At 68.8% G+C, this 26,269-nt stretch carries 24 protein-coding genes; 22 read left to right on the top strand and 2 right to left on the bottom strand.

Annotated elements, in window-relative coordinates:
• Positions 1-23: 23 nt before the first annotated feature.
• The 4 genes from DEJ27_RS01860 (at position 24) to DEJ27_RS01875 (ending at position 3,767) form a co-directional block, all read left to right on the top strand.
• Entirely contained in the window at positions 24-998 is a 975-nt protein-coding gene (locus tag DEJ27_RS01860) for a CPBP family intramembrane glutamic endopeptidase (RefSeq protein ID WP_111090199.1), read from the top strand.
• On the top strand, positions 985-2,388 hold the full coding sequence (locus DEJ27_RS01865; protein WP_111090200.1) for a sensor histidine kinase: 1,404 nt from the start codon (positions 985-987) through the stop codon (positions 2,386-2,388). Before DEJ27_RS01860 ends, DEJ27_RS01865 begins: the two co-directional genes overlap by 14 nt.
• The gene (locus DEJ27_RS01870) at positions 2,385-3,056 is read left to right on the top strand and encodes a response regulator transcription factor (protein ID WP_110858793.1); all 672 of its coding nucleotides are present in this window, start codon (positions 2,385-2,387) and stop codon (positions 3,054-3,056) included. Before DEJ27_RS01865 ends, DEJ27_RS01870 begins: the two co-directional genes overlap by 4 nt.
• A gap of 72 nt (positions 3,057-3,128) precedes the next feature.
• Positions 3,129-3,767, top strand: coding sequence for a TetR/AcrR family transcriptional regulator (locus tag DEJ27_RS01875; RefSeq protein WP_111090201.1), 639 nt, complete (start codon positions 3,129-3,131; stop codon positions 3,765-3,767).
• Between the two features lie 205 nt (positions 3,768-3,972).
• On the opposite strand, the gene DEJ27_RS01880 is transcribed toward DEJ27_RS01875, so the two are convergent.
• Together DEJ27_RS01880 and DEJ27_RS01885 are read right to left on the bottom strand one after the other, a co-directional pair.
• Positions 3,973-5,256, bottom strand: a complete 1,284-nt coding sequence (locus tag DEJ27_RS01880; protein WP_146244631.1) for a PP2C family protein-serine/threonine phosphatase — start codon at positions 5,254-5,256, stop codon at positions 3,973-3,975.
• Between the two features lie 80 nt (positions 5,257-5,336).
• Positions 5,337-6,059 carry a type II CAAX prenyl endopeptidase Rce1 family protein gene (locus tag DEJ27_RS01885; protein WP_111090203.1) on the bottom strand — a complete coding sequence of 241 codons (723 nt, stop codon included), beginning with the start codon at positions 6,057-6,059 and terminating at the stop codon, positions 5,337-5,339.
• 152 nt (positions 6,060-6,211) lie between these two features.
• Between DEJ27_RS01885 and DEJ27_RS01890 the strand changes: the two genes are divergently transcribed.
• From DEJ27_RS01890 to DEJ27_RS01975, 18 genes are all read left to right on the top strand, one after another.
• Positions 6,212-7,654, top strand: a complete 1,443-nt coding sequence (locus DEJ27_RS01890; protein ID WP_110858797.1) for a polysaccharide biosynthesis tyrosine autokinase — start codon at positions 6,212-6,214, stop codon at positions 7,652-7,654.
• Between the two features lie 14 nt (positions 7,655-7,668).
• A complete protein-coding gene (locus DEJ27_RS01895; RefSeq protein ID WP_146244632.1) occupies positions 7,669-8,616 on the top strand; it encodes a hypothetical protein in 948 nt (315 codons plus the stop codon).
• Positions 8,600-10,096, top strand: coding sequence for a sugar transferase (locus DEJ27_RS01900; RefSeq protein ID WP_111090205.1), 1,497 nt, complete (start codon positions 8,600-8,602; stop codon positions 10,094-10,096). Before DEJ27_RS01895 ends, DEJ27_RS01900 begins: the two co-directional genes overlap by 17 nt.
• The gene (locus DEJ27_RS01905; protein ID WP_110858800.1) at positions 10,097-10,894 is read left to right on the top strand and encodes a WecB/TagA/CpsF family glycosyltransferase; all 798 of its coding nucleotides are present in this window, start codon (positions 10,097-10,099) and stop codon (positions 10,892-10,894) included.
• Positions 10,887-11,981: a glycosyltransferase family 4 protein gene (locus tag DEJ27_RS01910; protein WP_110858801.1), complete on the top strand. Its 1,095-nt coding sequence runs from the start codon at positions 10,887-10,889 to the stop codon at positions 11,979-11,981. The genes DEJ27_RS01905 and DEJ27_RS01910 overlap by 8 nt, the downstream gene beginning before the upstream one ends.
• 1 nt (position 11,982) lies before the next feature.
• On the top strand, positions 11,983-13,086 hold the full coding sequence (locus DEJ27_RS01915) for a glycosyltransferase (RefSeq protein WP_181430059.1): 1,104 nt from the start codon (positions 11,983-11,985) through the stop codon (positions 13,084-13,086).
• Positions 13,079-13,945, top strand: coding sequence for a glycosyltransferase family 2 protein (locus DEJ27_RS01920; protein WP_110858803.1), 867 nt, complete (start codon positions 13,079-13,081; stop codon positions 13,943-13,945). The genes DEJ27_RS01915 and DEJ27_RS01920 overlap by 8 nt, the downstream gene beginning before the upstream one ends.
• Positions 13,942-15,243, top strand: coding sequence for an O-antigen ligase (locus DEJ27_RS01925; RefSeq protein WP_111090206.1), 1,302 nt, complete (start codon positions 13,942-13,944; stop codon positions 15,241-15,243). Before DEJ27_RS01920 ends, DEJ27_RS01925 begins: the two co-directional genes overlap by 4 nt.
• Positions 15,240-16,304, top strand: coding sequence for a glycosyltransferase (locus DEJ27_RS01930; protein WP_110858805.1), 1,065 nt, complete (start codon positions 15,240-15,242; stop codon positions 16,302-16,304). Before DEJ27_RS01925 ends, DEJ27_RS01930 begins: the two co-directional genes overlap by 4 nt.
• A 59-nt stretch (positions 16,305-16,363) precedes the next feature.
• On the top strand, positions 16,364-16,870 hold the full coding sequence (locus DEJ27_RS18100) for an acyltransferase (RefSeq protein ID WP_309146754.1): 507 nt from the start codon (positions 16,364-16,366) through the stop codon (positions 16,868-16,870).
• Positions 16,863-17,951 carry a hypothetical protein gene (locus tag DEJ27_RS01940; RefSeq protein ID WP_146244633.1) on the top strand — a complete coding sequence of 363 codons (1,089 nt, stop codon included), beginning with the start codon at positions 16,863-16,865 and terminating at the stop codon, positions 17,949-17,951. Before DEJ27_RS18100 ends, DEJ27_RS01940 begins: the two co-directional genes overlap by 8 nt.
• 56 nt (positions 17,952-18,007) lie before the next feature.
• Positions 18,008-18,802, top strand: a complete 795-nt coding sequence (locus DEJ27_RS01945) for a hypothetical protein (protein ID WP_111090208.1) — start codon at positions 18,008-18,010, stop codon at positions 18,800-18,802.
• A gap of 115 nt (positions 18,803-18,917) precedes the next feature.
• A complete protein-coding gene (locus DEJ27_RS01950; RefSeq protein ID WP_258369784.1) occupies positions 18,918-20,372 on the top strand; it encodes an oligosaccharide flippase family protein in 1,455 nt (484 codons plus the stop codon).
• 135 nt (positions 20,373-20,507) lie between these two features.
• On the top strand, positions 20,508-21,431 hold the full coding sequence (locus DEJ27_RS01955) for a beta-1,6-N-acetylglucosaminyltransferase (RefSeq protein WP_181430061.1): 924 nt from the start codon (positions 20,508-20,510) through the stop codon (positions 21,429-21,431).
• Positions 21,432-21,454: 23 nt separating this feature from the next.
• A complete protein-coding gene (gene gmd, locus DEJ27_RS01960) occupies positions 21,455-22,483 on the top strand; it encodes a GDP-mannose 4,6-dehydratase (protein ID WP_110858810.1) in 1,029 nt (342 codons plus the stop codon).
• Positions 22,483-23,454, top strand: a complete 972-nt coding sequence (locus DEJ27_RS01965) for a GDP-L-fucose synthase (RefSeq protein ID WP_110858811.1) — start codon at positions 22,483-22,485, stop codon at positions 23,452-23,454. The genes gmd and DEJ27_RS01965 overlap by 1 nt, the downstream gene beginning before the upstream one ends.
• Positions 23,455-23,489: 35 nt before the next feature.
• Positions 23,490-25,310, top strand: coding sequence for a DUF4012 domain-containing protein (locus tag DEJ27_RS01970; RefSeq protein ID WP_110858812.1), 1,821 nt, complete (start codon positions 23,490-23,492; stop codon positions 25,308-25,310).
• 379 nt (positions 25,311-25,689) lie between these two features.
• Positions 25,690-26,253 (top strand): hypothetical protein, encoded by a 564-nt coding sequence (locus DEJ27_RS01975; RefSeq protein WP_110858813.1) that lies wholly within the window; start codon positions 25,690-25,692, stop codon positions 26,251-26,253.
• The last annotated feature ends 16 nt before the right edge of the window (positions 26,254-26,269 follow it).

Genomic DNA, 26,269 nt, shown 5'->3' on the forward strand with positions numbered 1-26,269 from the left:
CGCAGGTTCCTAGCGTCGTGTGCATGACGAACACCACCGAAGTCCGGCCCACCGCCGGCACCGCAGCCCGCGACCGAGGGGGTGTCCGCGGCCTCATCGCCCGGCACCCGCTCGTGTCCTTCTTCACCATGGCACTCGGCCTGAGCTGGCTCGCGTGGGTGCCGTACATCCTGTCGCCGCACGGCATGGGCGTGTGGGACATCCACTTCCCCGAGGTCCTGGGCAGCGCGCAGTTCACGGGCGTCCTGCCCGGGGCACTCCTCGGCCCGTTGGGCAGCGCGTTCATCGTCACGGCGGTCGCCGACGGTCGCGCGGGGCTCCGCCGCTGGGTCGGACGGCTGTTCCGCTGGCGGGTCGCCTGGTACTGGTACGCGCTGGCGCTCGTCGTCGTGCCGGCCCTGATCGTCGTGTCCGCGCTGCCGTTCGCCGGTGGTGACGTGCGGGCACCCTCGGCCCTCGCCTTCGCCATGCTCGTCCCCGGCCTGGTCATCCAGCTGTTCTCGACCGGCCTGAGCGAGGAGCCCGGCTGGCGCGACTTCGCCCTGCCCCGCCTGCAGCACCGCTTCGGGGGCCTCGGAGCGGCCGCGATCCTCGGCCCGATCTGGGCGCTCTGGCACATGCCGCTGTACTTCAGCGACTGGGGCGGCTGGCCGAACGCGCACTGGAGCGAGCCCGTCGTGTTCGCCCTGTTCACCATCACCTTCAACGTCGTGATGATCCAGGTCTTCAACAAGACCCGCGAGAGCCTGCCCCTGGCCCTGCTGCTGCACGTCGGCGTGAACAACACGATCTCGACGCTCTTCCCCGAGATGTACCCGAGCATGACCGCCGGCACGCTGATGATCGGCCTGACCATCATGTCGACGATCGCCGCCGTGGTGCTCCTCGTCGCGACCCGTGGCCGCCTGGGCTACGACCCCGCCCGACGCGCCCTGCCCCTCGACGCACCGGTCCCCACCCGCGCCCGCCTCGTAGGATCCAACGATGGCACCCGCTGAGCACGACGCGCTGCGCGCACCGGCCGAGCCGGCAGCGCAGCCCGAGCCGACAGCGCAGCGCGCGCAACCGGCCCAGCCCGCGCAACCGGCCCAGCCCGCGCAGCGCGCCCGCCGTGCCGACGCCTTCGTCGCCCTCGGCACGGCCGTCGTCGCCCTCGGCCTGCTGCTCGGCCTGCCGCCCCTGGACGCCCTCGAGCCCGACGGTGCCGCCCTGGCGCTGCGGGCGCCCGCACCGTTCACCCTGGCGTGGAGCGTCCTGGCCCTCGGCCTGCTGGTCCAGTCGGCCGCCCTGCTCGCCGCCCGTCGGGCACCGCGCACCGTGCTGATCGTGATCGCCGCCCTGCCGGTGGTGGTCGCGGCGCTCGCTCCGCAGTCGTCCGACCTGTTCGGCCTCACCGCGCTGCCCGTGGTCGTCGCCGTCGTCCTCGCCGCGCTCCGTGTCCCGCTGGACCGCCTGTGGCCGACGCTCCTGGTCGCCGGTGCGCTCGTCGCCGTCGGCAGCGCGGTGCTGTTCGCCATCGCCGGTGGTGCGTTCCGCGGTGATTTCTCGACGGGCCTGGCGGGGTCGCTGGGACAGGGCGCGCTGCAGGCGATCGGTGCGGTCGGCCTGCCCCTGCTGGTCACCCTGCTCGTGCAGTCCCGCCGCGAGGTCCGCGTCGCCCGCACCGCCGAGGCCAGTGCCGTGAACCGTGAGCAGGACGCCCTGGTCGACGCCGCGGTGTCCCGCGAACGTGCCGCGATGGCCCGTGAGCTCCACGACATCGCCGCGCACCACCTGTCCGGCATCGCGCTGATGGCCGCCGTCATCGACCGGCAGATCGACGCGGACCCGGAGCGTGCCCACGAGGGTGCCCGCCAGGTCCGCGAGCAGAGCACCGCCGTGCTCGAGGACCTCCGCCGCCTGGTCGGCCTGCTCCGCGACGACACCCCGGCGGAGCGCGCCGTCGAGACGGTCGCCGGCATCGTCGACCTGGCCGAACGTGCCCGGTTCCGCAGCGACGTCCGCCTCGACGTGCTGCCGGGTGACCGCCCGCTGGCCGACGGCGTCGGCCCGCTCGCGCAGCTCGCGGCCTACCGCACCGTCCAGGAGGCGCTGGCGAACGCCGCCCTGCACGCCCCGTCCGCACCGTGCACCGTCACCATCGACGACCGCGACGCGACCCGGGTGGTGATCCGGGTGGAGAACGCACCCGCCACCGTCCCGGCAGGGGGGACCTCTCCCTCGGGCGGCAACGGTCTGCGGGGGATGCGCGAGCGGGCGGACCTGGTCGGGGCGCGCCTCCAGACCGGCCCGACCGCGACCGGCGGATGGCTGGTGGAGCTGGCGCTCGGCCGGGAGGCACCTGCCGCACCCGCGCAGGCCGCCGACGGCACCGGGGTGGTCGCGTGATCCGCGTGCTGGTCGCGGACGACCAGCCCCTGGTCCGCGCCGGGGTGTCCGCGCTCCTCGGCGCGGAGCCGGACATCGAGGTGGTCGGCGTGGCCGCCGACGGCGGCGAGGCGCTCGCGCTGGCGCGCGAGACGCGACCCGACGTCGCCTGCCTGGACATCCGGATGCCGGTGATGAACGGCATCGAACTCGCCCGGATCTTCTGCGCACCGGACGCCGATCCGGCGATCCCCGCGCTCATGCTGACGACGTTCGACCTGGACGACTACGTGTTCGGGGCGCTCGAGGCCGGTGCATCCGGGTTCCTGCTCAAGGACGCCGAGCCGGACACGATCATCGACGCCGTACGGCAGGTCGCGGCCGGCAACGGCACGCTCGACCAGGCACTGACCCGGCGGGTACTGCGGGAGTTCGTGTCAAGGCGGAGCCTGCAACCGGTCTCCGGCGACCGGGCCGACGGCGTGCTGACAGCCCGCGAGCGTGAGGTGCTCCTGCTGCTGGCACAGGGGATGTCGAACGAGGAGATCGCCGCTGCGCTCGTGCTCGAGGTGTCGACCGTCAAGTCGCACCTGGCGCGGATGCTGCCGAAGCTCGGGGTGCGGTCGCGGCTGCAGGCCGTGGTGTGGGCGTACCAGAACCGGATCGTGACGGTGCCGGACCAGCCGTAGGGCCTGTCCGGGGAACGCGCGTTCCCGTTCGGGGGGCTGTGCACGGTCACGGGACTTTGCTGGAGTGTATGCATGCACATCGAAGCGCCGCCGGTGACCACCTCCGACGACCCCTCCCTGCGGGGCGAGGTCATCCACGGGATGATCACGGCGTTGCGTTCCCGTCCGCTGCACGAGGTGACCCCCGAGGTCGTCGCGGCTGCGGCCGGTGTGGACACCGACGTCGTCGCCCGCACGTTCCCGAGCTGGGACGGTCTGCTGCTCGCCACCATCGACCGGTGGAACGAGGAGCGCACCGTGCCGCTCATGCCCCTGGCCGAACAGCACGGCACCATCCGGTTCCTGCGTGCGATCGTCACCGCGAACGTGGCCGACCCGTCGCTCATGCGGTTCCTGACGGCGACGCTGAACATCGCGGCGTCGCCCGAGCACCCGCTCGCGCCGATGCTGCACGCCCGGTGGCGACGGTTCCACGCCTTCGTGCAGCACGCCCTGGAGCGTGACGTCCTGCTCGGCCGTGAGCCGGGCACGATGGAGCCGGCCCGCGGATCGGAGCAGCTGCTCGCGACCTACGAGGGGCTGCAGCTGCAGTCCATGGTGCGGCCGGAGATGGACCTGCTCGAGGCCTTCGACCGCGCCGTGACGCGCCTGCGCGAGGGCTGGTCCCGCGCGTACGTGCCGCCCCTCTGGGACCTCGACCGGGTCGGTTGACCCTCCGGTGGCCCGTCGGGCCGCCCCCACAGACCGAGGACGCTAGGGCGTCCGAGGGCAGACGCTCACCGTCTGCACGCGCCGCCGCACGATTCGGGTTCGAGCGGCGGCGCGTACCAATCTCGGCAGGCGGCGCTCGTTCCGCGCCGTCGGTGGGCGTGCGCTCGTTCCGCGCAGTCAGTCGGCGGTGGCTCGTTCCGCGCCGTCAGTCGGCGCGCATCGCGAGCGGTCGCTCCGTGTCGACCTCGACCGGCTGCCGGCGGATCGCGATCACAGTCACGTCGTCGTCGTGCGGGACCTCGTCGGCGCGGGCCGACAGCGCGAGCACGACCGCGTGCGGGTCGCGGCCGGCGCGGGCGATATCGGCGACGGACTCGATCGTCTGGTCCAGGTCGTCGTACAGGTCGAGCACGCCGTCACTGAACGAGACGAGCAGGTCACCGGGTTCGAGGGTGCCCTCGGTCGTCGCCCACTCCTCGCGGATACCGAGCCCCAGCGGCATGTCCCCGGACCGGAGCCGGTCGACGTGCCCGTCGGCGCGCAGCACGAAGCTCAGCCCGTGCCCGGCGTCGGACCAGCGGAGGGTGCCGTCGTCGGAGATCCGGGCGTGGAACAACGTGGTGAAGGCGAGGTCCGGTCCGACGCCCTCGGCGGTCAGGCCGTCGGATGCCCGCTTCAGCGCCTCGGCCGGATCGTCGACCGTCCGGGCGCTCCGGAGTGTCGACCGGACCGCCGCGGCGATCAGGCCGGCACCGACGCCCTTGCCCATCACGTCGCCGAGGCTCACCGCCACACCGCTGTTGGTCGGGTACCAGTCGAAGAAGTCACCGCCGACGCTCCGGGCCGGCAGGCAGGCACCGGCGACGACGACGTCGTCGGTGATGCGGCCGGTCGTCGTCGGCAGCAGTGAGCGCTGGACCGCTGCTGCCCGGTCGATCTCGGCGCGCACCTTGCCCTCGCGGGCCTCGGCCGACCGCAGGTTCAAACGCGAACGACGGGAGAGTTCGTGCACGACGACGGCGACCGTGCCGAACACGATCACGACGGCACCGACGCGGACGAGTTCGCTCGGGCCGGGCGGGTCGGTCGGGGTCAGCACGTACGGGGCGAGCATCACGACCAGCAGACCGAGGACCGCGAACACCACGGTCCGACGCCCCTCGAGCGACGCCCACCAGATCACCGGCAGCACCACGAGCGCCGTGAACACCGAGGCACCCGCCCCCGTCCCGGTGCGCAGCAGTGCGATCGTCAGGAAGTCGACGGTCAGCAGGATCGGCACCACCCAGGCCGCACGGCGCACGAGCGTGGGGATCGCGCTCAGCAGGGTCGCGACGACCATGCCGACGACGCTCGCGACGAACAGGTCGTGCTCGGTGATCACCAGCGACGGCATCACGACGCTGAGGAACGCCGACAGCGCCAACAGGCCGCTGATCGGAGCCTGACGGACGAGAGGGTTGTCGACGATGCTGGTTGGGCGAATCATGCTCAGTGCAGGCTAGTGGAACGGGGTCGTCGCTGCCCGGTGACGGTCCCGCCCTCGTCTGGGAAAGCAGCCCCGGACGCTCAGCGCGGCCAGGTGGCGACGACCGCGACCGCGTTGAACAGCACGTGCGCCAGGATCGCGCCGCCGATGCGGTCGGTCATCGCGACGAGCGTGCCGGTGAGCAGGCCGAGCAGGAACGTCGTCACGAACACCTGGAACCCGCCGAGCGACGTGCCACCCGCACCGAGCAGCAGGTGGAGCAGCGCGAACAGGAACGCCGTGACCAGCACCGCGAGGAACCGGGTGCGTGGCGTGAGCTCGGCGGCGAGCCGGCGCTGGAACAGCCCGCGGAACACCACTTCTTCGAGCACGGGGCTGACGACGACGATGCCGATCGCCGACACGAGCAGCAGCCCGACGTCGGGCGTGCCGAGCGTCGGTGCCGGGACCAGCCCGGTCGACCCCGTGAACGCGATCGACAGGAAAACATCCACCGCGCGGCACACGATCACGATGCCGATCGCGAAGACCACGATCCCGAGGTCGAGCCGCAGGCGGGACACCATCGCCGAACGCGGGGTCCGACGGAGCACCACGGCGGCCGAGACGACGAGCGGCAGCCACACGGCGGCGTCCGCGGCGAGCACCTGCAGGACCGGCGAGGGGATGCCCCCAGTCCGGGTGACCTGTCCGACGATCCGGGTCAGGATCACGGCGACGCCGAGTGCGACGAGGATGACGATGAGGTCCCGCTGTCGCCGCACGCTGGGCTCGGTGGTGGTCTTGGCCGACTCGGAGCGCATGGGGCCACCGTAGAGGACACCGCGCGCCGGATGGCGACTTCCCCCGAGCAGTGCTCGTTCCTGTGGCACTATTTGTATGCCGTGCGCTGGGAGTACCCCGGCGTGCCTGTGTCGGGACCACGGGGACGGTTGGGATCGGGGAAGGCAAAGGCGTGGAACTCCGCGACTACATCACGGTGCTCCGCAAGGGATGGGTGCTGATCGTCGTACTCGCCCTGGTGGGAGTGGCCGCAGCCGCAGGGTTCTCCCTGCTGAAGAAGCCGGTCTACTCGGCATCGGCGCAGGTCTTCGTCTCCACGGAGACGTCCGGCAGTGCGAGCGACCTGGCCCAGGGCAACACCTTCACCCAGCAGCGGGTGCTGACGTACTCGAACCTGGTGTCGACGCCGATCGTGCTGCTGCCGGTCATCTCGTCGCTCGGGCTCGACATGAACGCGGACCAGCTCGCGACGATGGTGTCGGCGACGGCGCCGACGAGCACCACCCTCATCTCCATCTCGGTGGAGGGCACCGACCCGGTGCAGGCTGCCGACATCGCGAACGCGACCTCGCAGAGCCTGACCAACGTCGTGCAGGACATCGAGGCCACCGACGCGAGTGGCAAGAGCACGGTCAAGCTCACCCGCGTGAAGCAGGCCGACGTGCCGAGCGTCCCGGTCAGCCCGAACGTGCCCGTCAACGTCGCGCTCGGGCTGCTCGTCGGGCTCGCTCTGGGCATCGGGATCGCCGTGCTGCGCGAGACCCTCGACAACCGGGTCCGTACCGAACTCGACGTCGAGAAGATCAGCGACAAGCCCGTCGTCGGCGGGATCGCCTACGACGCCAAGGCCGCCGAGCGCCCGCTCATCGTGCAGGTCGACCCGCGCAGTCCCCGAGCCGAGTCGTTCCGCACGCTCCGCACCAACCTGCAGTTCCTCGACATCGGCAGCGGTGCTCGCACCTTCGTCATGACGTCGTCGATGCAGTCCGAGGGCAAGAGCACCACCGTCGCGAACCTGGCGATCGCCCTGGACAGTGCCGGGTTCCGCGTGATCCTGATCGACGCCGACCTGCGCCGCCCCCGCGTCGCCGAGTACATGGACGTCGAGGGCAACGCCGGCCTGACGGACGTGCTCATCGGCCGCGCTGACCTGGAGGACGTCGCTCACCCCTGGGGTCGTGGCAAGCTCGTCGTCCTGCCCGCCGGCCCGATCCCGCCGAACCCGTCGGAGCTGCTCGGGTCGCGCGCCATGCAGGACCTGATCGAACGGCTCGAGCAGCAGTTCGACTACGTCCTCTTCGACGCCCCGCCGCTGCTGCCCGTCACCGACGCGGCGATCCTGGCCAAGAAGGCCTCCGGCGCGATCGTCGCGGTCGCCTCGGGGCAGACGCTGAAGGGCCAGCTCGCCGCTGCCGTCGCGACCCTCGAGAACGTCGGCGCTCCGGTCTCCGGCTTCGTCATCACCAAGATGCCGCTCAAGGGCCCCGGCGCCTACGGCTACGGCCGGTACGGCTACGGGTACGGCTACGGCCAGGACGAGGACGCCGCCGCGACGGTCAACCCGCCCAAGCGGGTCGGCAAGAAGCTGAGCGTGCTCCGCCGCGCCGGACGCTGAACGGGGACACTCACATGAAGACTCGCCGGGGGACCCGAAGCCTCGGCCGGGCACTGCCTCGGACCACGCTCATCCTGGTGGCCGTCGTGGTGGCGGCGCTGGTCGTCATCGACGTGGTGCTCGTCGCGCTCGCCCTCGGTCGCACGGCGCCCGAGGAGAACGGACCCGCGGGTCCCATCCCCACCTTCACGGGGACGCCCGACCGGCGCGAGACACCGCGGCCGAGTGCGTCTGCCGACGCGGACGCCGCGTCGACCGAGCAGCAGGGTCGCCGTCTGTTGGCAGCGGTCGACGGCCAGGAGGCGTGGCGTGCGTCCGGTGGGTCGTGCGGCGGCCCGCGGCCGGTTCTGGAACACTCCGTGGACGGCGGGGCGACGTGGGTTCCGGTGGGACTCGGGACGGATGTGCGATCGCTCATGGCGATCCGGGCCTCCAGTACGGAGCTCTCGATCCTGGCTGGCGTCGGCGACGACTGCACCACGACGGCGCGGACCAGCACCGACGCCGGCGTGACGTGGGAAGCCGGGGCGCCCGGCGCCGCCGGCGCCGGCATCAGTGCCGACGGCGTGGTGCTCTCGAAGGGGACCGTCCAGGCGCCGTGCACCGACCCGATCGAGGCGTTCCAGGGGCAGCAGACCGCGGTCGTCATCTGCGACGGCCAACTCGAGTGGCGCACCGGTGAGGAAGCCTGGGTCGACGTGCCGATGGGCGGCGTGCGCTCGATCGCCGTCGACGGCAGCGACTACACACTGGCCCGCGTGGGGGTCGCGTCGTGCGACGGCGTGCAGCTCGTGACGATGCCCGCCGCCGGGGTGACGCCGAGCACCCCCGTCACGCCGGTCGGTTGCGCCGACGGCGCGGACACCGACGACACCGTCACCATCGACCGTGCTGGCCAGGACGTGTGGCTGTGGGACGGCACGACCGTCCGGGTGTCGTCGGACGGTGGGGCGACGTGGTGACCGGGTCGTCCTCGTGACGGCGGACGCGCTCCGCGCACCGCGCGCCATCGGAGCCACCGACGAGTGGAGCCGAACGTACTCGCGCCGCGTGCTCTTCACCGACCTGCTGGCCCTGATCTGGGTCGTCTTCGGCGTGCAGATCGCCTGGCTCGGACTCGAGTCGAACCTGGCGACCAACACCGCCGACCTGCGACTGAGCTACTCCGCGATCTCCATCGTGGTGATCGTCGTGTGGATGAGCGCACTCGCCCTGTACGACACCCGCGGTGCCCGGGTGATCGGCGTCGGCAGCACCGAGTACCGCCTGGTCGCGGACTCCAGCGTCCGCGTGTTCGGCCTGCTCGCCATCGCAGCGTTCCTGCTGCACGTCGACCTTGCGCGCGGCTACGTGCTCATCGCGTTCCCGATCGGGATCCTCGTCCTCCTGCTGTCCCGGTGGATGTGGCGCCAGTGGCTCGTGGCCCAGCGTCAGCGGGGCGCCTACTCCGCGACGGTGCTGCTGGTCGGGTCACCGGCCAGCGTGCTGCACATCGGCCGCGAACTCGCGCGTTCCCCCGAAGCCGGCTACCGCGTGGTCGGCGCCGTGGTGTCGACGAACCACCGCGGTCTGCTGGCCGGGTCGACCATCCAGAGCCACGGCGGCTTGGACGACGTCGGGTCCGCGCTGCGCGAGACCGGTGCCGACACCGTCGTGATCACGAGTTCCGACGACCTGCCGCCGGAGCGCGTCCGGCAACTCAGCTGGTCGCTCGAGCCGGGCCGACAGCACCTGGTGGTCGCACCGAGCCTGACCGACATCGGTGGCCCCCGCATCCACACCCGGCCGGTGCAGGGCCTGCCGCTCATCCACGTCGAGACACCGACGTACTCGGGGCGCAAGCTCTACACGAAGCGCGCCTTCGACCTGATCGGTGCAGGGCTGCTCGTCGTCGTCCTGTCGCCGCTGCTCCTCGTGCTGGCCGTGCTGGTGAAGACCACCTCGACCGGTCCGGTCTTCTTCCGGCAGGAACGCGTCGGCCTGAACGGCAGCACCTTCCGGATGATCAAGTTCCGCTCGATGGTCGTCGACGCCGAGGAACGCCTGCAGGAGCTCAGCGCACTCGACCGGGCCGAGGGCAACGACGTCCTGTTCAAGATGCGGAACGACCCCCGGGTCACCCGGGTCGGCGGGTTCATGCGCCGCTACAGCCTCGACGAAGTGCCGCAGCTGTTCAACGTCCTGGCCGGCAGCATGTCGCTCGTCGGACCCCGGCCGCCGCTCTCGCGCGAGGTCGCCCGCTACGACACCCACGTCCACCGTCGGTTCCTGGTGAAGCCGGGCATGACCGGGCTCTGGCAGGTGAGCGGTCGATCCGACCTGTCGTGGGAGGATTCCGTGCGGCTGGATCTCTACTACGTGGAGAACTGGTCGATCGTGGCAGACCTCCTCATCCTCTGGAAGACGTTCAAGGCGATTGCAACGAGCCAAGGTGCGTATTAGATGACCGGTAACAACAATCTCGATGGGGCGGAGCCGGGCATCCGCGAATCCGTGATCACCCTCCCAACGGTCCGTGCGGCAGGCGTGCCGCTGGTCGCAGTGCCGGGCTCGGAAGTCCTTGAGCAGCTGCGGTCCGTCGCCGAGCGGCTCGATGGAGGGGGGATCCCCGTCCACTTCGTCAACGCGTACACGGTGTCGCTGACGACCGAACCCCGCTACTTGCGCCTGTTCCAGTCAGGCGGGGTGAATATCGCCGATGGGACGCCCCTGGCGTGGATCGCGCGTCTGATGAGCGGCCAGGTCGCACATCTGAGGGGTCCGGACGCGTTCCGCGAGATCCTCTCATCCAAGCCGGCGTATCGTCTCCGGCACTTCCTGCTCGGCGGGAACGAGGAGTCACTGGCACGCCTCGAGGCGGCCATCGCTCGGAACCACCCCGACGCGGTCGTGGTGGGAGCATTCAGTCCCCCCTTCACCGAGTTCGGAGACAGCGATCGAAACCACATCGATTCATTGATCCGGGAGTGCGCCGCGAACGTGGTGTGGGTCGGCATCGGAACCCCGAAGCAGGACTACGAAGTAGTCAGACTCGCTGCGCTGCACCCCGCGGTCGTGCTGGCTGTCGGTGCTGCCTTCAATTTCGTGTCCGGAGACGTCGTCGAAGCACCTTCATTGTGGCGCCGAACGGGTCTCGAGTGGATGTACCGTCTCCTCCGCGAGCCGCGGCGCCTGTGGCGCCGCTACCTCCTGGGCAACTTGACGTTCCTCGTGCTTGCCGTCAGGAGACGACGTGGCTGAGTTGAACGGCGACGTCATCGTGATCAGTCAGCTGCCTCCACCCGTTCACGGGTCGACGGTCATGACGAGGACCTTCATGGAAGTCCTCGTCGGTTCTGGTCGGCGACCTGTCCTCGTGGACCGGCGCTTCAGCAGGTCAGTCGACGAGATCGGCGTTAGGAGCCTCAAGAAGGCACTCAGCGGCATCTCGCTCTTGTTCCGACTCGGAAAGGCGCTCCGCAACCACAGGCAAGCGGCGGTGGTCTTTTTCACCACGAACCGGCCGCCGTCATTCTGGGTCGATGTGGTGATGAGCGTGGAATTGCGTGTGATGCGTCGTCCCTACGTAGCGTACGTCCACACGTCGGGCTACCGAGAGCTAGCGGACCGAGGGCCGATCCATCGTTGCGGGGTCAATCTCCTGCTCGGCGGTGCTGCTTCCCTGGTCGTCCTCGGAGAGTCGATGCTCGCCGACGTGCAGCAGTTCAATGACTCCCGCCGGATCATCCCGAACGCGGTCGGCGGACCGGAGCGGCGCGCCACACGGCTCGGCGGCTCGTCGACGATCGCCTTCGTGTCGAACCTGATCCCGGGCAAGGGCGCCGAGGACTTCATGCTCATCGTGAACCGGTGCCTCGGCGACGCCCCGGACGCGCGAGCGATCGTCATCGGGCGAGCGTCTTCCGGCGAGTACGCGGAGGGTCTGCTATCGATCCTCGATCCGGACGTGCGAGGCCGGGTGGACTTCGTCGGCGCGCTGTTCGACGAGGCTCGTGACGATCTGCTCGCGACCGCGGAGGTGCTCGTGTTCCCGAGCACCTACCGCTACGAGGCACAGCCGTTGACCGTCCTGGAGTCGATGCGGTTGGGCGTTCCGGTCGTCGCCTACGACGTCGGGGGCCTCCGCGACGTGATCGACGACGGCGTGAACGGGTTCCTTGTTAGGAGCGGTGACTGGGAGACGGCATCTGAGCGTTGCCGGACGATCGTGTCATCACGAGACGACCGCGACCGCCTCGCAGCAGGAGCCCTCGCAACATCCCGCGATCGATTCGGACTCGCCCAGTACAGCGCGGCGTGGGCCGAACTCCTCGAGCGAGGTGCGTGACGTGACAGGACGAACGTTCGCGATCGTGCAGGAGTACGTCCCCGCGTACCGAGCGCCACTTTTCGACCGGCTGGCCGAGGCGCTGTCGCACACGGGCGACGAACTCATCGTCTTCGCCGGGGACCCAGCTGGCGCGCTCGCGCAGCGTCGAGACGGCGTGCAGGAGCGGCCGTGGCTGCGGAGGATCCGACAGCGAGAGCTTCGGCTGTTCGGGAAACGACTGACCGTCCGCGTCCTGCCGCTTGACGTGTGGCGAGCCGATCTGATCGTTGTGGAGCAAGCCCGGCGGAACCTCGACCTCCCGCTGCTGTTGCTCTGGAACCGGACCGCGCGGAAGACGGCGTTATGGGGTCACGGAGCTGACGTCGTGAAGGTTCCGTCCCGCTTCGAGCGGTTGTACAGCCGCCTGATCACGCGAAAGGCTACGTGGTTCTTCGCCTACACGCCGGCAGGCGCCGAGTGGGCAGCCGGCATTGGCCGGGACCCGCAGCGCACCACCGTCCTGTACAACAGCACCGACGTCCGGCTGCTCCGAGAGGAGCTCGCGGCCGTCGAATCGACGAAGTCGGAGCGCCAGGTGGCCTTCATCGGCGGCCTCGACGGCAGCAAGAATATCGCCGAGCTGATCGCGATCGGAGAGGCCGCTCACCGCGCGGATCCTGATTTCCGCCTGGTGATCGGCGGGGACGGAGAGCTTCGCCCGACGGTCGAGTCCGCGGCAGCCCGATTCGCGTGGCTCGACTACCGCGGCGCGGTGTCCGGAGCCGCGAAGGCGGCGCTGCTGCGCGATAGCGACTTGCTCCTGCTCCCCGGTCGCGTGGGACTGGTCGCGCTCGACAGCCTCGTCGCAGGTCGACCCATCGTCACACTCGCCTCGTCGCTCCACGGGCCGGAGTTCGGGTACCTCGAGCCCGGCCGGACCTGCGTCGTGGCCGATGGGGTGGAGGACGCTGCGTGGTCGCTCGTGCGACTCCTCCACGAACGGCAGGAGCTCCTGACGATGCAGGAACGCTGTCGCCGAGCGTCCGAGGAGTATTCCGTCGAGAACATGGCACATCATTTCCAGGACGGTCTGAACGCAGCGATCAAGGACGACAATGACTAAGTTGCACGTGATCGTGGCGAGCCACAACCGCGCCCGCACCACAGAGTCCGCATTGCAATCGCTCCGCGAGGCAATCTCCGAGGCTGGCGTCGAGTACGACGTGACGTTGTTCGATGACGGCTCGTCGGACGACACGATCGCGCGGGCCACCGCCGTCGTGGAGGAGTTGACGGTCTTGCGAGGGGACGGTTCGGCGTTCTGGGCCCGGTCGATGGCCACGGCGGAAGCCGCCGTGCTGGGCCGAGACGAGGTCCGGGATGACGACTGGTTGCTCTGGTTCAACGACGACGTCTTGCTCGAGCGCTCCGGGCTCCGCTCACTGATCGAAGCGGCACGGCAGCGGCAGGCGGGGATCCTCGTCGGAAGCACCGTGGACCCCGCCTCGGGAGCACTGACGTACGGCGGCCTTCGACGCGAGGGGCCCCACCCGTTGGCGTTCGCACTCGTCCAGCCCCCGAACGGTGCTACTGAAGCCGAGCGGGCCGATGCCTTCAACGGCAACATCGTGCTCATGCCCGTCCACATCGCCCGCGCGGTTGGCCCGATCGACGGAGGCTTCAGCCACGCGTACGCGGATGTCGACTACGGGATGCGGGCAACCTCGAAGGGCGTGCCCATCTGGGTCCTCGGAGGTACAGCGGGTTACTGCAGCCGGAACCCTGCCGTGTCGCACCACTCCCTCGTGGCCGCCTGGCGTTCGTACACCGGACAGAAGGGCGCGGGCAATCCTCGCTCGCTGCGGCGTTACCTTCGTCGACACAACGCGCGGTCCTGGTGGTTCTTCTACACCGCGTCCTACGCGCTCTGGTGGGGTCGCACCCTTCGTCGGGCAGCGAGACGTGGAGGGGTACGCCGATGACCACTCTGCTGTTCCTCGTCGTCGCGGTCATTTTCCTGGTCTTGGCGATCGGGCTCGTGCGGATGCAGCCGCGCGTTGTGTACTGGATCGTGTCTCTCTATGCCGTGACGGCGTGGGAGTACCCGAACTTCGGGACGATCGGCACCTTCGGCGGCACGACCATCACGCTCGGCGACGGGCTCGCGGTGAGCCTGATCGCCGCGGGGCTCCTCGACGCTCGGGCTGTGGTCCGACGTTTCCGCCCCGTCGCAGTGGTGGCGGGCGCAGTGCTCGTCGCGGTGCTCGCGCTCTCGCTCGTGCAGGGCATTGCGACCTTCGGACTCGGCGTGGCCGTCAACGAAGCCCGTGGGTTCCTGTACGTGCTCGGTATCCTGTTCTGGGCGGTGACCCGTCCATGGCCAGAAACCGAGATCGTCTACGCGGAAAAGTTCTTCGTCATCGTGCAGGGCATCGGCTTGTGCGTCGTCGGCGTCTACCACGTCGCGCGGTACGGGCTCGGTGGGACCGCGGACTTCGTGCTCGTCAGCGGAGAGCTCAGTCAAACCGGACGCCCGTTGGTGTCGGGGCAGGCGCTGCTCCTCACGATCTGTGCGGTCCTTGCTCTCCGGCTATGGCAGCGCGACGCCCGCGCGCGCTGGGTCTGGCTGTTCGGTCTCTTCATGGTGTTCGTGATCGTCAGCCAGCAACGAACGGTCTGGCTCACCGCCCTCGCGGTCGCCCTCGTGCTGCTCATGCGTGGACCGCGTGCACTTCGCCATACGCTCGGGCTGCTCTTCGGAACGCTGCTCATCGGGGGGATCCTGGTGTCGGCAGTGCAATCGTCGTCGAGCGGCATCGTCGCCGAGTTCGCCGGATCGGCATCGAACACGGGGACGTACTCGGCCCGTCTCACGAGCTGGATCGGCCTCATCGTGCAATCGGTGGGTGAAGGTGCGATGACCGTCCTCTTCGGAGCACCCTTCGGCCACGGGTATGGCAGGTTCGAGGGCGTCGGCCGCTGGGTGGTCTTCGCTCCGCACAACTGGTACGTCACGGTGTACCTGCGAGAAGGACTCGTCGGTCTCGGCGCGATGCTGATCATCTTCCTGCCGCGCTTTTTCGCCGGGTTGCGGGCCAACCGAGACGTCTTCCTGACCGCCGTGCTCGTGTGCTTCCTGGTCTACGGGTGGACGTACTCGTGGCAGTGGTGGACGTGTCTGCCGCTGGCACTGGTGTTCCTGGACCGCGACTTCCCAGAGGCGATCTCGACGGAGACACCCGTGGTCGGCCGCTCCCGTCGACTCCCGGTGCACGGATGACGCCCGGGACGCGAGTCCTGCACGTCCTCGGTGAACTCCGGCCGAGCGGCATGGAACGGATGCTCGTTTCCGGGGCCAGCGGCTTCGACTCGGCAGGCGTCGAGGGCCATGTCTTCGGCGTCGGCCGCAACCATCCCTTCGAGCGTGCGATCAGAGATGCCGGCTACTCCGTGCACACCACCGACAGCGCGTTGCACACCCCGGAAGGGCGGCAGGTCCTGCACCGTCTCCTTGCCGAGGTCGACCCCCACGTCGTGCACATCCACACCGAAGGCCGCTACCTGCAGACCGTGCTCGCGGTCCGCAGGTCGAACAGGCGCCTGCCCGTCGTGCGGACCATCCACAACGTGTTCGACGCGCGCGGCCGATGGTTCCTCCGGCGCGCCGCGCAAGCGCTCATCGCCGATCGTCTGGTCGATGCGCTGATCGCGCCGAGCCCGGACGTGGCGGCGAACGAAGCGCGTTTCGGGCGACGAGTCCGAGTGATCTACAACTGGGTGGAAGACCGTTTCTTCGAGCTCGCCGCACAGCGTGCGCAGGCGACGGTGCCGTCCACGGCTCCGATCGTGATCGTCGGGAACTGCTCGAAGATCAAGAGCCACGAAGTCGTCCTCGAGGCCGCGCTCCTTGGCAACCTCAGCGTCGTGCACGTGGGTTCCGAGGACGACGTGGCACCGGCGGAACGGGAACTCCTCGAGCGACTCGACCAGGCGGGCCTCCTGGCCGGTCGCGGGGTCGGCGATCCGGCAGCGGCACTCCTCGCCGGACGTGTCTTCGCGATGCCGAGCCGTCACGAGGGCATGCCGGTCGCGCTCGCCGAAGCGTTGGTCGTCGGCCTCCCCGCCGTCGTGTCCGACGTCCCAGGACTCCGGTGGGCTGCCGGGCAGGGAAGCGTCGTGGCGCTCGGGAGCCGGGAACCGGCAGAGTGGACCGAACGGCTCCGCGAGCCAGTCGGAGCGGGAAGCGCTCCGACGATCGACTTCCGCGCAGCCAGGGGCACATCCGAGTACGCCGAGGTCTACCGAGCCGTCACCACTCGACGAAGAAGGGCTGCGCAGTGATCCGACGGGCACTTGCATCGATCAGACGGCGACGTTGGTTCAGTTCCCTCCCAACCACCGTGTCCTGTGGAGAGGACCTGCGCTTCGGCGCACGGGTCCGACTCTGGGCTCCGAGGTCCCTGACGATCGGCTCGGACGTCCACCTCGGCTCAGACGTGCGCATCGAGGTCGACGGCAGCATCGGGGACGGTGTCCTGATCGCAAACCGAGCGGCGATCGTCGGCCGACGCGATCACGACATGTCAGTCGTGGGTGTGCCGATCACTGCGACGCCCTGGGTCGGAGACACCCCCGCCCTGAGCGCCGCCACCACGATCGGCAGTGACGTCTGGATCGGATTCGGCGCAATCGTGCTGTCCGGTGTGTCCATCGGCGACAGCTCCATCATCGCGGCTGGTTCGGTCGTGACTCGGGACGTGCCGCCGAACACCGTCGTCGCGGGGAACCCGGCGCGAGCGCTGGGACCGCGGTTCGGCGAAGGAGAACTGACCGTGCACTGGGACGCGCTGCGCCGCCGGGGCGTCCGGCTCGCCGAGGACCCGGCGATGGGTGGGGCCGATGGCTGACCTCTCCCCACGGATCTTCTACGTGCCGAACGAGTTCGGGGGCTTCCGCCAACTCGGCTTCCGTGACCCGTTGGAATCGCTGGTACGAGCCGGCCAGGTCGCCGAGCTCGCGACCTTCAGCGTTCTCGACGCGATCCGGAACGGCGGCGCCGCCGAGGCCCATCGGAAGGAGCTCGTCCGACGGGTGACGGACTTCCAGCCGGACATCCTGCTCATGCAGCACCTCGGCCACACCGGCCTACGGCGACAGCACTTCGCATCGCTGCGTCAGGCCTGCCCGCGGGACTTCATCTACCACGAGGCGGACCCCTACTCGAGGTACCTCCATCCGATCCCTCCCGAGGCGCGGGCAGCAGCACGGGTTGCGGACGTCGTCTTCACGGTCGGCAGCGGCGTGTTCAGCGACAACTTCCGGCGAGCGGGGAGCACGAACGTCCGCTGGATCCCGTCGGCCTACGAACCGACCAGGACCTCGAACTTCGACCGTCCGGTTCGCCAGGACCGTCCCTACGACGTCGTCATCGTCGCCAACCGGAACCGACCTCGGTTCAGGGGACTGCCGGACTGGCGCGAGCGGATCCGGTTCGTAGAACTGATGCAGCAGCACTTCGGAGAACGACTGGCTGTGTACGGAAGAGGCTGGGACGGCCCGACGGCCAAGGGGCCCGTGCCGTTCGAAGCACAGGACGAGGCGATCACCTCGGGCTGGGTCAGCGCGAACTGGGATCACTTCGCGTCCGAAGCGTCGTACTTCTCCAACCGATTGCCGATATCGCTCGCCGCCGGATCCATCCACGCGACGACCGACCACCCCGGTTACGACCAGCTCTTTCCCGCGCACACCGGCCGATTCCTGGTGCGCGGTCGGACCCCCGAAGCGCTCATCGGTTCCATCGAGCGCGTGTTGGCCGACACGACGACAAATGACCGGCTCGAGGCGATCACAGCTGGGCGTGAGTTCGCAGCGAAGCACTTCCGACAGGACGACCTCATGGTCCAGATGTTGAATTGGCGCACCCGGTGGATCGATCCCGCTGATGCTCGCTCCGTGTGGGCCGGGGAACGGGGAGGTCGGGAGTGAAGATCGGGCCGATCAGGACGCTTCCACTTCGCGCTTCCCTCCGGATCGAACGTGGTATGAATGCCCGAGACCTGCGGCGGGTCATTGGTGATTCGACGCCACTCGACGGATGGGTGCCGCCGCGGAACCTGCTCGGACTCCGCGTCCGTGTGGACCCCTACCCGGATCTCGGGCATCAGCTGTCGACGTGGATCGCCGGCTACCTCTGGTCCGCAGACCTGGGAGTGCCATACCTCGGCGGGGACGTGACGAAGGACTCGAAGGGGCTCTTCGACCTGTCGCAGTTGACGGCTGATGCGCCCTCCGGAAGTGTGGCCGAGCGGCGCATCGCCGCGACGGGGTTCGAGAACGAGGACTGGGCGCTTCCTGCGCTCCAGCGCGCGACAAACCGAGTCGCGTCCCGCTCCGCTCGCCCATGGGTCGGGCGCTTGGCATTGAACCAGCGTCGCTGGGACCAGACGCCTGCGGCCGAGCCGCTGCGCCGAGCGCTCCTCGGCGGATACCTCGGAGAACGGTTTCGCCAGATCGAGGCGAACGCGGACCACATCGCGATCCAACCCCGACGAGGGGACATCTCGCCGCAATCGCATCCAGACCGCTGGATCGGTCTCGCCTACTATCGACGGCTGATCGCCGAGATCAGGACCGTTACCGCGCTCGCGCAAATGCCGATCAGGCTCTTCACCTCGGGCGATGCCGCAGACCTGCGGCACTTGAAAGCGATCGGAGTCTCGATCTCCGATGCCGGCGAGCGCGACCAGGACTTCATCGAGATCGCAGCCGCACGAGTAATCGTGGCGGCGCCGAGTCCCTTCGGATTCCTCGCCGCGCTCGTCTCGAGGGCCCCGTGATCGCACGCGTCCCCTGGTGGGACCGTATCCCGGATACCTGTCGGTGGCTGGCGTACCACGAGGGTCGGGGCCTCGATGGCTCCCGACTCGGCGACTTGATCTCGGGTGCCGCTTCGTGACGTCAAACGGACGGCGCCTCGTTGCCGGGGCGTCATGGGTGTACGGGATGCAGCTCCTGACGGTCGTCGTGCAACTCGCCTACGCAGCGCTGACATCAAGGCTCGCCGTCCCCGGAGTATTTGGCGCCTACAGCGTTGCGCTGTCGATCGCGGCGCTCGTCAACCTGCTGGGTTCCGGTGGACTGTCGCAGACGGCTGCCCGAGCGCCGGACGCGGACCGGTCATCGACACGGCCCCTCGCCACCTACGCGTTGCTCCTCGGCATGGCAGCGGCGCTGTTCACCCTGGTCACGGCAGATCTCTGGAGCGCATTCTGGGGCGCTCCGCAGGCAGCCGGTGCTGTTCGTCTCCTCGCCGCGAGTGCATTGGTAATGCCGTTTCTCAGCCTGAGCACCGGCCTCCTCCGCCGTCAAGGGGCCTTCCGTCAAATGGCGATAGCCACCTTTGGCGCCAATGTCGCGGGAATGATCGTCGGCGCGGGCGCAGTTCTCGTCTTCCGGACCCCCGAGTCCCTCGCTGTTTCGGCGATCGTCGGGCAGTGGGGCACGTTGCTCTGGGCGGTCACCCGGCTCCGCGGCGCTCTGGTTCCAGGGCGGCTCGCCCTTCGATCGGACAACGTTCGGTTCAGCACCAAGCTCGTCGCGGTATCTGTCTTCCAGTACATTTCCGGCAATGCTCCGCGGTGGAGCGTCAGCCAGTTCGTCGGGGCTGGCGTGCTCGGAGCGTGGAACCGGGCCGACGTCCTATCAACAGTCCCTTTTTCGCAGCTGCAGAACGCGCTGATGCAGGTGATCTACCCGGAATTCCGTCGCTACGAGGTCGGCACGTTGGCTGCGAGAGCAGTGTGGCTGGACATGCTGAGCCTCGTCGCATGGCTCACCCTGCCACTCGGTGCCGTCATCGCTGGAGTAGGACCGGAAGTCGTCTACCTCGCGCTCGGACCGGGGTGGGAACTCGCAGGCCAGATCCTGCCGCTGCTCGCAGTACTGGGAGGCGTGCAACCGTTGATGATCCTCCTCGCCGGTGCCCTCGAGTCCGCAGCGCTGTTTAAAGCGATCTGGCTGGCCGAAGCCGTCGCCTTCGTCCTCAGTGCTGTCGGCGTCGCGATGGTCGTGGTCCACCAGCAGTACGTCTTCGCCCTCCTCGCACTCATCGCGGCGATGATCGGTCGGCACGTGGTCCACATCATCCAGGCGCACCGCGTCCGAGCGCTCGACCTCCGGCAACTCGTGCTCGGGTACGCACAGCCAGCGGGATTCGCCCTTGTGCTCTACGGCTCACTCGTGGTGCTCTTCCACGACTTCGGCTTCGGGTCGGTCCGGGTGGCCGCAGGCCTCGTCGGCCTCGCCGTCCTCGTCGTGTGGGTGGGCGCGACGCGTCGATTCTTCCCGCCACTGGAGATCCTCCGTCGCCGGGGGATCCTCGGGCGTCGCGGCGAGATGCTGTCATGAGGCTCGGAACCTCCGCAGGACGCAAGCGAGCTCGGTCCGGCTGACGGCGCTGACGCTCGTACGGTAGATTCAGCCGATCAGGGGCCGGGAGGGCGGATGTTCCGGTCTGAACCCCTGGACAACGAAGGGGCGGCCGTGCAACCGATCTTCCTTGTCTACACTTTCCAGGACGCGGAACACCTCCGGGAACTCGTCGAAGCGCTGTCACCGTACGAAGTGATCGTCCACGTCGACGCGAAGGTCGATCTGTCCCCGTTCGCAGCCGCGGTCGAGCACTGCACGAACGTCCGGATGCTGCAGGACCGAGTGCAGGTCAACTGGGGCGGATACTCGCAGGTCCGTGCGATCCGAGCCCTCGTGCGGAACGGACTCGAGTTCGCGAACGACGACGACTACCTCGTGCTGCTCTCCGGCTCGGACTACCCGCTCCGAGCAGTCGACGAATTGGTCGCTCACCTCGAGGAGTACCGGGGGCGGCAGTTCATCCGCGCGTTCGAGATCTCCACGAGCGAAGAGAAGTACCGCAGACAGGTCGACCGACGGCATCACCGCGACATGCGTTTCCTGTCGACCCGGACCGGCAACCGAGTCCTCCGCAAGGCCCGCAACGGCATCATCCGACTCATCGACGGCCCCATGAGCACGAAACGCTCCCCGGTTCCTCCAAACGGGCTTCGCATCGGTCACGGCGGGACGCACTTCGCGGTGACAGCGGCGTGTCTACGCGAGATGGAAGCGCTGGTGACGCCGGAGGTCGAGCGGTACTTCGCAGCGATCTTCTGCCCGGAGGAGAAGTTCTACCAGTCCCTGATCATGCGCACCCGCTTCGCTTCGGCGACACCGGCGAGTGGCTTCGAGGACTACGTGGGCCCGGGGAACTGGCGCTACGCCAACCTCCACCTGATCGATCCGACTCTCATCCGGGTGTTCACCGAGGAGGATTGGCTGGAAGTCGCGTCCTCGGACAAGTTCTTCATTCGCAAGATCGTGACCGGACCGAGCACCGGTCTCCGCAGCAAGATCAAGACCGAGCGGCTGACAGCCGCCCGGTCGAACTAAAACGACGTGAGGACGGGAACCAGTTGCCCAAGAAGGCCTTGATCACCGGGATCACCGGACAGGACGGCTCGTACCTGGCCGAGCTGCTGCTCCGGAAAGGGTACGAGGTGCACGGACTTATCCGCCGTGCTTCCACGTTCAACACTTCGCGGATCGACCACCTGTACGTGGACCCGCACAACCCCGACGCCAAGCTGTTCCTGCACTACGGGGACCTCGGTGACGGCGCGCGGCTGGTCAGCCTCCTCAGTGAGCTGAAGCCCGACGAGGTCTACAACCTCGCGGCGCAGTCGCACGTCCGTGTGTCGTTCGACGAGCCGGAGCACACCGGGGACGTGACCGGTGTGGGCACGATGCGCATGCTCGAGGCGGTCCGGGTGTCTGGCATCCACACGCGCTTCTACCAGGCGTCCTCCTCCGAGATGTTCGGGGCCACCCCACCGCCGCAGAACGAGGAGACGCCGTTCTGGCCGCGTTCTCCGTACGGCGCCGCGAAGGTCTACAGCTACTGGGTGACCCGGAACTACCGCGAGGCCTACGGCATGTTCGCGGTGAACGGCATCCTGTTCAACCACGAGTCGCCGCGTCGCGGTGAGACGTTCGTCACGCGGAAGATCACCCGTGCGGTGGCCCGGATCAAGGCTGGCCTCGAGGACCACGTGTACCTCGGCAACCTCGACTCCGTCCGCGACTGGGGGTACGCCGCCGAGTACGTCGAGGGCATGTGGCGAATGCTGCAGGTCGACGAGCCGGACGACTTCGTCCTGGCGACCGGCGGCAACTTCACGGTCAAGGACTTCCTCGCCACCGCCTTCTCGCACGCTGGGCTCAACTGGGAAGACCACGTTCGCTTCGACGAGCGTTACCTGCGACCGAGCGAGGTGGACGCCCTTGTCGGGGACGCCTCGAAGGCCAAGGAGAAGCTCGGCTGGGAGGCGACGGTCGACACCGCCGAGCTGGCGCGGATCATGGTCGACGCGGACATCTCGGCGCTCGAGCACGAGGGCCGTCCGTGGATCGACACCGTTCGACTCGAGAGCTGGGGTTCCTGATGGCCACGACCGACTTCAACCCCGGTCCGATTGACCGGTCTGACCGTGTCTACGTCGCCGGACACCGGGGCCTGGTGGGCTCGGCCGTCCTGCGCAAGCTCGAATCAGAGGGCTTCACCGACCTGGTGGGTCGGACTTCGTCCGAGCTCGACCTGAAGGACCGTGGCGCGGTCTTCTCCTTCTTCGCGGACCAGCAGCCGAAGCACGTCGTGCTCGCCGCTGCCAAGGTCGGCGGGATCATGGCGAACAACACCTACCCGCACGACTTCCTGAGCGAGAACCTGCAGATCCAGGTCAACGTGATGGACGCCGCGGTCGAGCACGGTGTCGAGCGGCTCGTGTTCCTCGGCTCGTCCTGCATCTACCCGAAGATGGCCGAGCAGCCGATCCACGAGAACGCACTGCTCACGGGCCACCTCGAGCCGACGAACGACGCGTACGCCATCGCCAAGATCGCCGGAATCCTGCAGGTGCAGGCCGTCCGTCGGCAGTTCGGCCGTCCGTGGATCTCGGCGATGCCGACCAACCTCTACGGCCCGGGTGACAACTTCTCGCCGACCGGGTCCCACGTCCTGCCGGCGCTCATCCGCCGGTACGACGAAGCCGCTCGCAGCGGTGCATCGACGGTGGAGAACTGGGGGACCGGGTCACCCCGTCGGGAGTTCCTGCACGTCGACGACATGGCTGCTGCGGTGTTCCACCTGATGGAGCACTACGACGGTCCTGACCAGGTCAACGTCGGTACAGGATCGGATGTCACGATCAGAGAGATCGCCGAGACGATCGGCAAGATCGTCGGGTTCGAGGGTGAGACGGTCTGGGACACCACCAAGCCGGACGGCACACCGCAGAAGCTGCTGGACGTGTCGAAGCTGGCGGATGCCGGATGGACGGCGCAGATCGGCCTGGAAGACGGGCTCCGCAGCACCATCGACTGGTACCGCGAACACGCGGATTCCGTCCGTCAGTGACGGGTGTCGGACGCACGAAACCGTAGGATCGCCTCATGTCCGACGCGCCCGAGTCGCGACGCACTGCAGCACGCCGGGGGTCCAGGGCCCGGATAGTCCTGTGGGTCGTCCTCGCCCTTGTCCTGTTGTTGATCCTCGCCGTCGCCTGGGTCGGTGTCCGCGGCCTGCTCGCTAAGGGGCACCTGGAGCGGGCCGTCGGGGATGTCGACACGCTCCGGTCCCAGCTGACCGACGGTGACACCGTTGCCGCCCAGAAGACGGCGCGCCACCTCGAGGATGAAGCAGCGTCGGCGCGATCGCTGACCGGTGACCCCGTCTGGGGCGCGGCACAGTCCGTACCGTTCTTCGGGACCAACCTGCGGGCCGTGCGGGACGTCTCGGTGATCGTCGACGACGTGGCCCGCGACGCCGTCAGTCCGGTCGCCGGCGCCCTCGGAGGGCTCGGCTCGGATTCGTTCGCGCCGAAGAACGGCAGGATCGACCTCCAGCCGATCGAGGACGCGCAGCCGGCGGTCGCCGAGGCGACGAAGACGCTCCAGCAGGCACGCAGCGACGCGGCGCGGATCGACACCAGTGGAACGCTGTCGCCGGTCACCACCGCCGTGGGGCAGCTTCGGAACGCGCTGTCGTCAGCATCGGAGCAGGCGGTCGCAGCGAACCGCATCGTGCAGCTCGCGCCGGCCATGCTCGGCCACGACGGGGACCGGGACTACCTGCTGCTGTTCCAGAACAACGCCGAGTTGCGTGCTGGCGGGGGCATCCCCGGCGCAGTGGCGCTCCTACAGGTGAAGGACGGCGCCATCAGCCTGGGGAGCCAAGCGTCGGGGTCCTCGTTCGGACCGTACGACGAGCCGGTGCTGCCGCTGACCGACGACACGCGTGGGCTCTACGGGGACATCACCGGCGAGTACATGCAAGACGTCACGCTCACGCCGCGGTTCGACGTGTCGGCGAAGCTGGCGCGGGAGATGTGGAGGCAGCGGTTCGCGCAGCAGGTCGACGGCGTGCTCGCCATGGACCCCGTGACGCTGAGCTACCTGCTCAGGGCGACCGGCCCGGTGCAGCTGCCGACCGGCGACACCCTGACCGCAGACAACGCGGTCCAGTTGCTGCTGAGCGATGTGTACGCCAAGTACCCCGACCCGGTCGTGCAGGACGCGTTCTTCGCGTCCGCCGCCAGCGCGGTGTTCGACAAGGTCGCGTCGGGCGGGTTCGACACGAAGGCCTTCGTGTCGGCCCTGACCCAGAGCGCTGACGAGGGTCGGCTGCGTCTCTGGAGCGCCGAGAAGGCCGAGCAGCGCCGCATCAGCGGGACGCCGATCGCAGGCGGACTGCCGACGGCGACCGCCGACTCGAGCCGGTTCGCCGTCTACCTGAACGACGGCACCGGGGCGAAGATGGACTACTACCTCGACAAGAGCGTCTCGGTCGGCAGCTCGGTGTGCCGGAAGGACGGACGACCGACGTCCGTCGTCCAGATCACCATCAAGAACACGGCACCAGCGGATGCCGCGACCAGCCTGCCCGAGTACGTCACCGGCGGTGGGATCTTCGGTGTGGAGCCCGGCAAGATCAAGACCCTGCTCGCCGCGTACGCGCCCGAGGACGCGATCTTCCTCGGCGCCACGAAGGACGGCAAGACGACGGCTGTGCAGACGGCGACCGACGGCGGGCACCCGGTGGCCCAGCTGCAGACGCTGCTCGCACCGGGAGAGAGCCTGACGTACCGCGTCGCGTTCCTCGGGGAGTCGAAGTACGCGAAGTCCCCCGTGCAGGCGACCTCGACCCCTGGTGTCCGCCAGAGCGAGACGAAGCCGCTCACGTTCGATTGCGAGCAGCCTCTCGCCGCTGGCTGACGTCGAAAGCTCCGCAAAGCGAACCGGAACTGTGCCCCCACTCCGAGGGGTAGGCGACCAACCTGTCCGGGTCCAAAGGGCCTTGATCTGACGCACAGCGTGTTCTAGTTCCGACCATGAGGGCCTCTCACCTGGGGTTTCTGGCGTCTGGAGCCTCGATCGGCCGACGGTAAGGCCGTGGGGGCCGGGGCTGACGCGGTTGAACACACGTCGACCAATGACCAAAATCGACGTGATCTGGTACCAAGCTGTGAAACTCCGCTAGATTGAGACAACTTCGCCATAACAACCGCCATCTCTGTGGCTGGGGTCAACCATCGGCGAACAGCGGGCTCTGGGTGTCAGGGTCTGGATTTTCAGATCTTTAGGGGAACCATTCATGAAGAAGCTCATCGCAGCGGTGGTGCTGGCTGGCGCCGCACTGCTCGCCACTCCGGCCGTCGCCAACGCCGCCGGCTACACGCCTGACTCCGACGTCTCCGTCTCCGGCACCGCCGTCGCCGGTGGCACCGCTTCGGTGAACTTCACCGAGGGCGCGTTCCAGGACAACGAGACGGTCAACGTCCAGGTCACCGGTGCCGGTGCGGTCACGCTCGGCGCGCTGCCGACCACGACCGTCTCGAAGACCTACACGGCCGCTTCGGACGGTTCGCTCGACGTCAACGTCACGTTCCCCCAGGGTGCCTCGGGCACCTACAACCTGACCGCCACCGGCGCCACCTCGGGCGTCGTCGGCTTCGCGGCCTTCACCGTCGCCCCGGCTGACGCTGCTGTTGTCCCCGCCGCTGGCGCGGGCGCTGGCACCGGCACCGACGGCACGCTGGCCTTCACGGGTTCGACCGTCTCCGCCCTGGCCCTCTGGGTCGCCGGCGGCGCAGTCGTCCTCGGTGGTGGCCTCCTGCTGGTCCGCGGCTCGGTCCGCCGCCAGCGCGAGTCCGTCTGAGTCTCGACACACTGAA

The organism is Curtobacterium sp. MCPF17_018, assembly GCF_003234135.1.
Lineage (GTDB): Bacteria > Actinomycetota > Actinomycetes > Actinomycetales > Microbacteriaceae > Curtobacterium > Curtobacterium flaccumfaciens.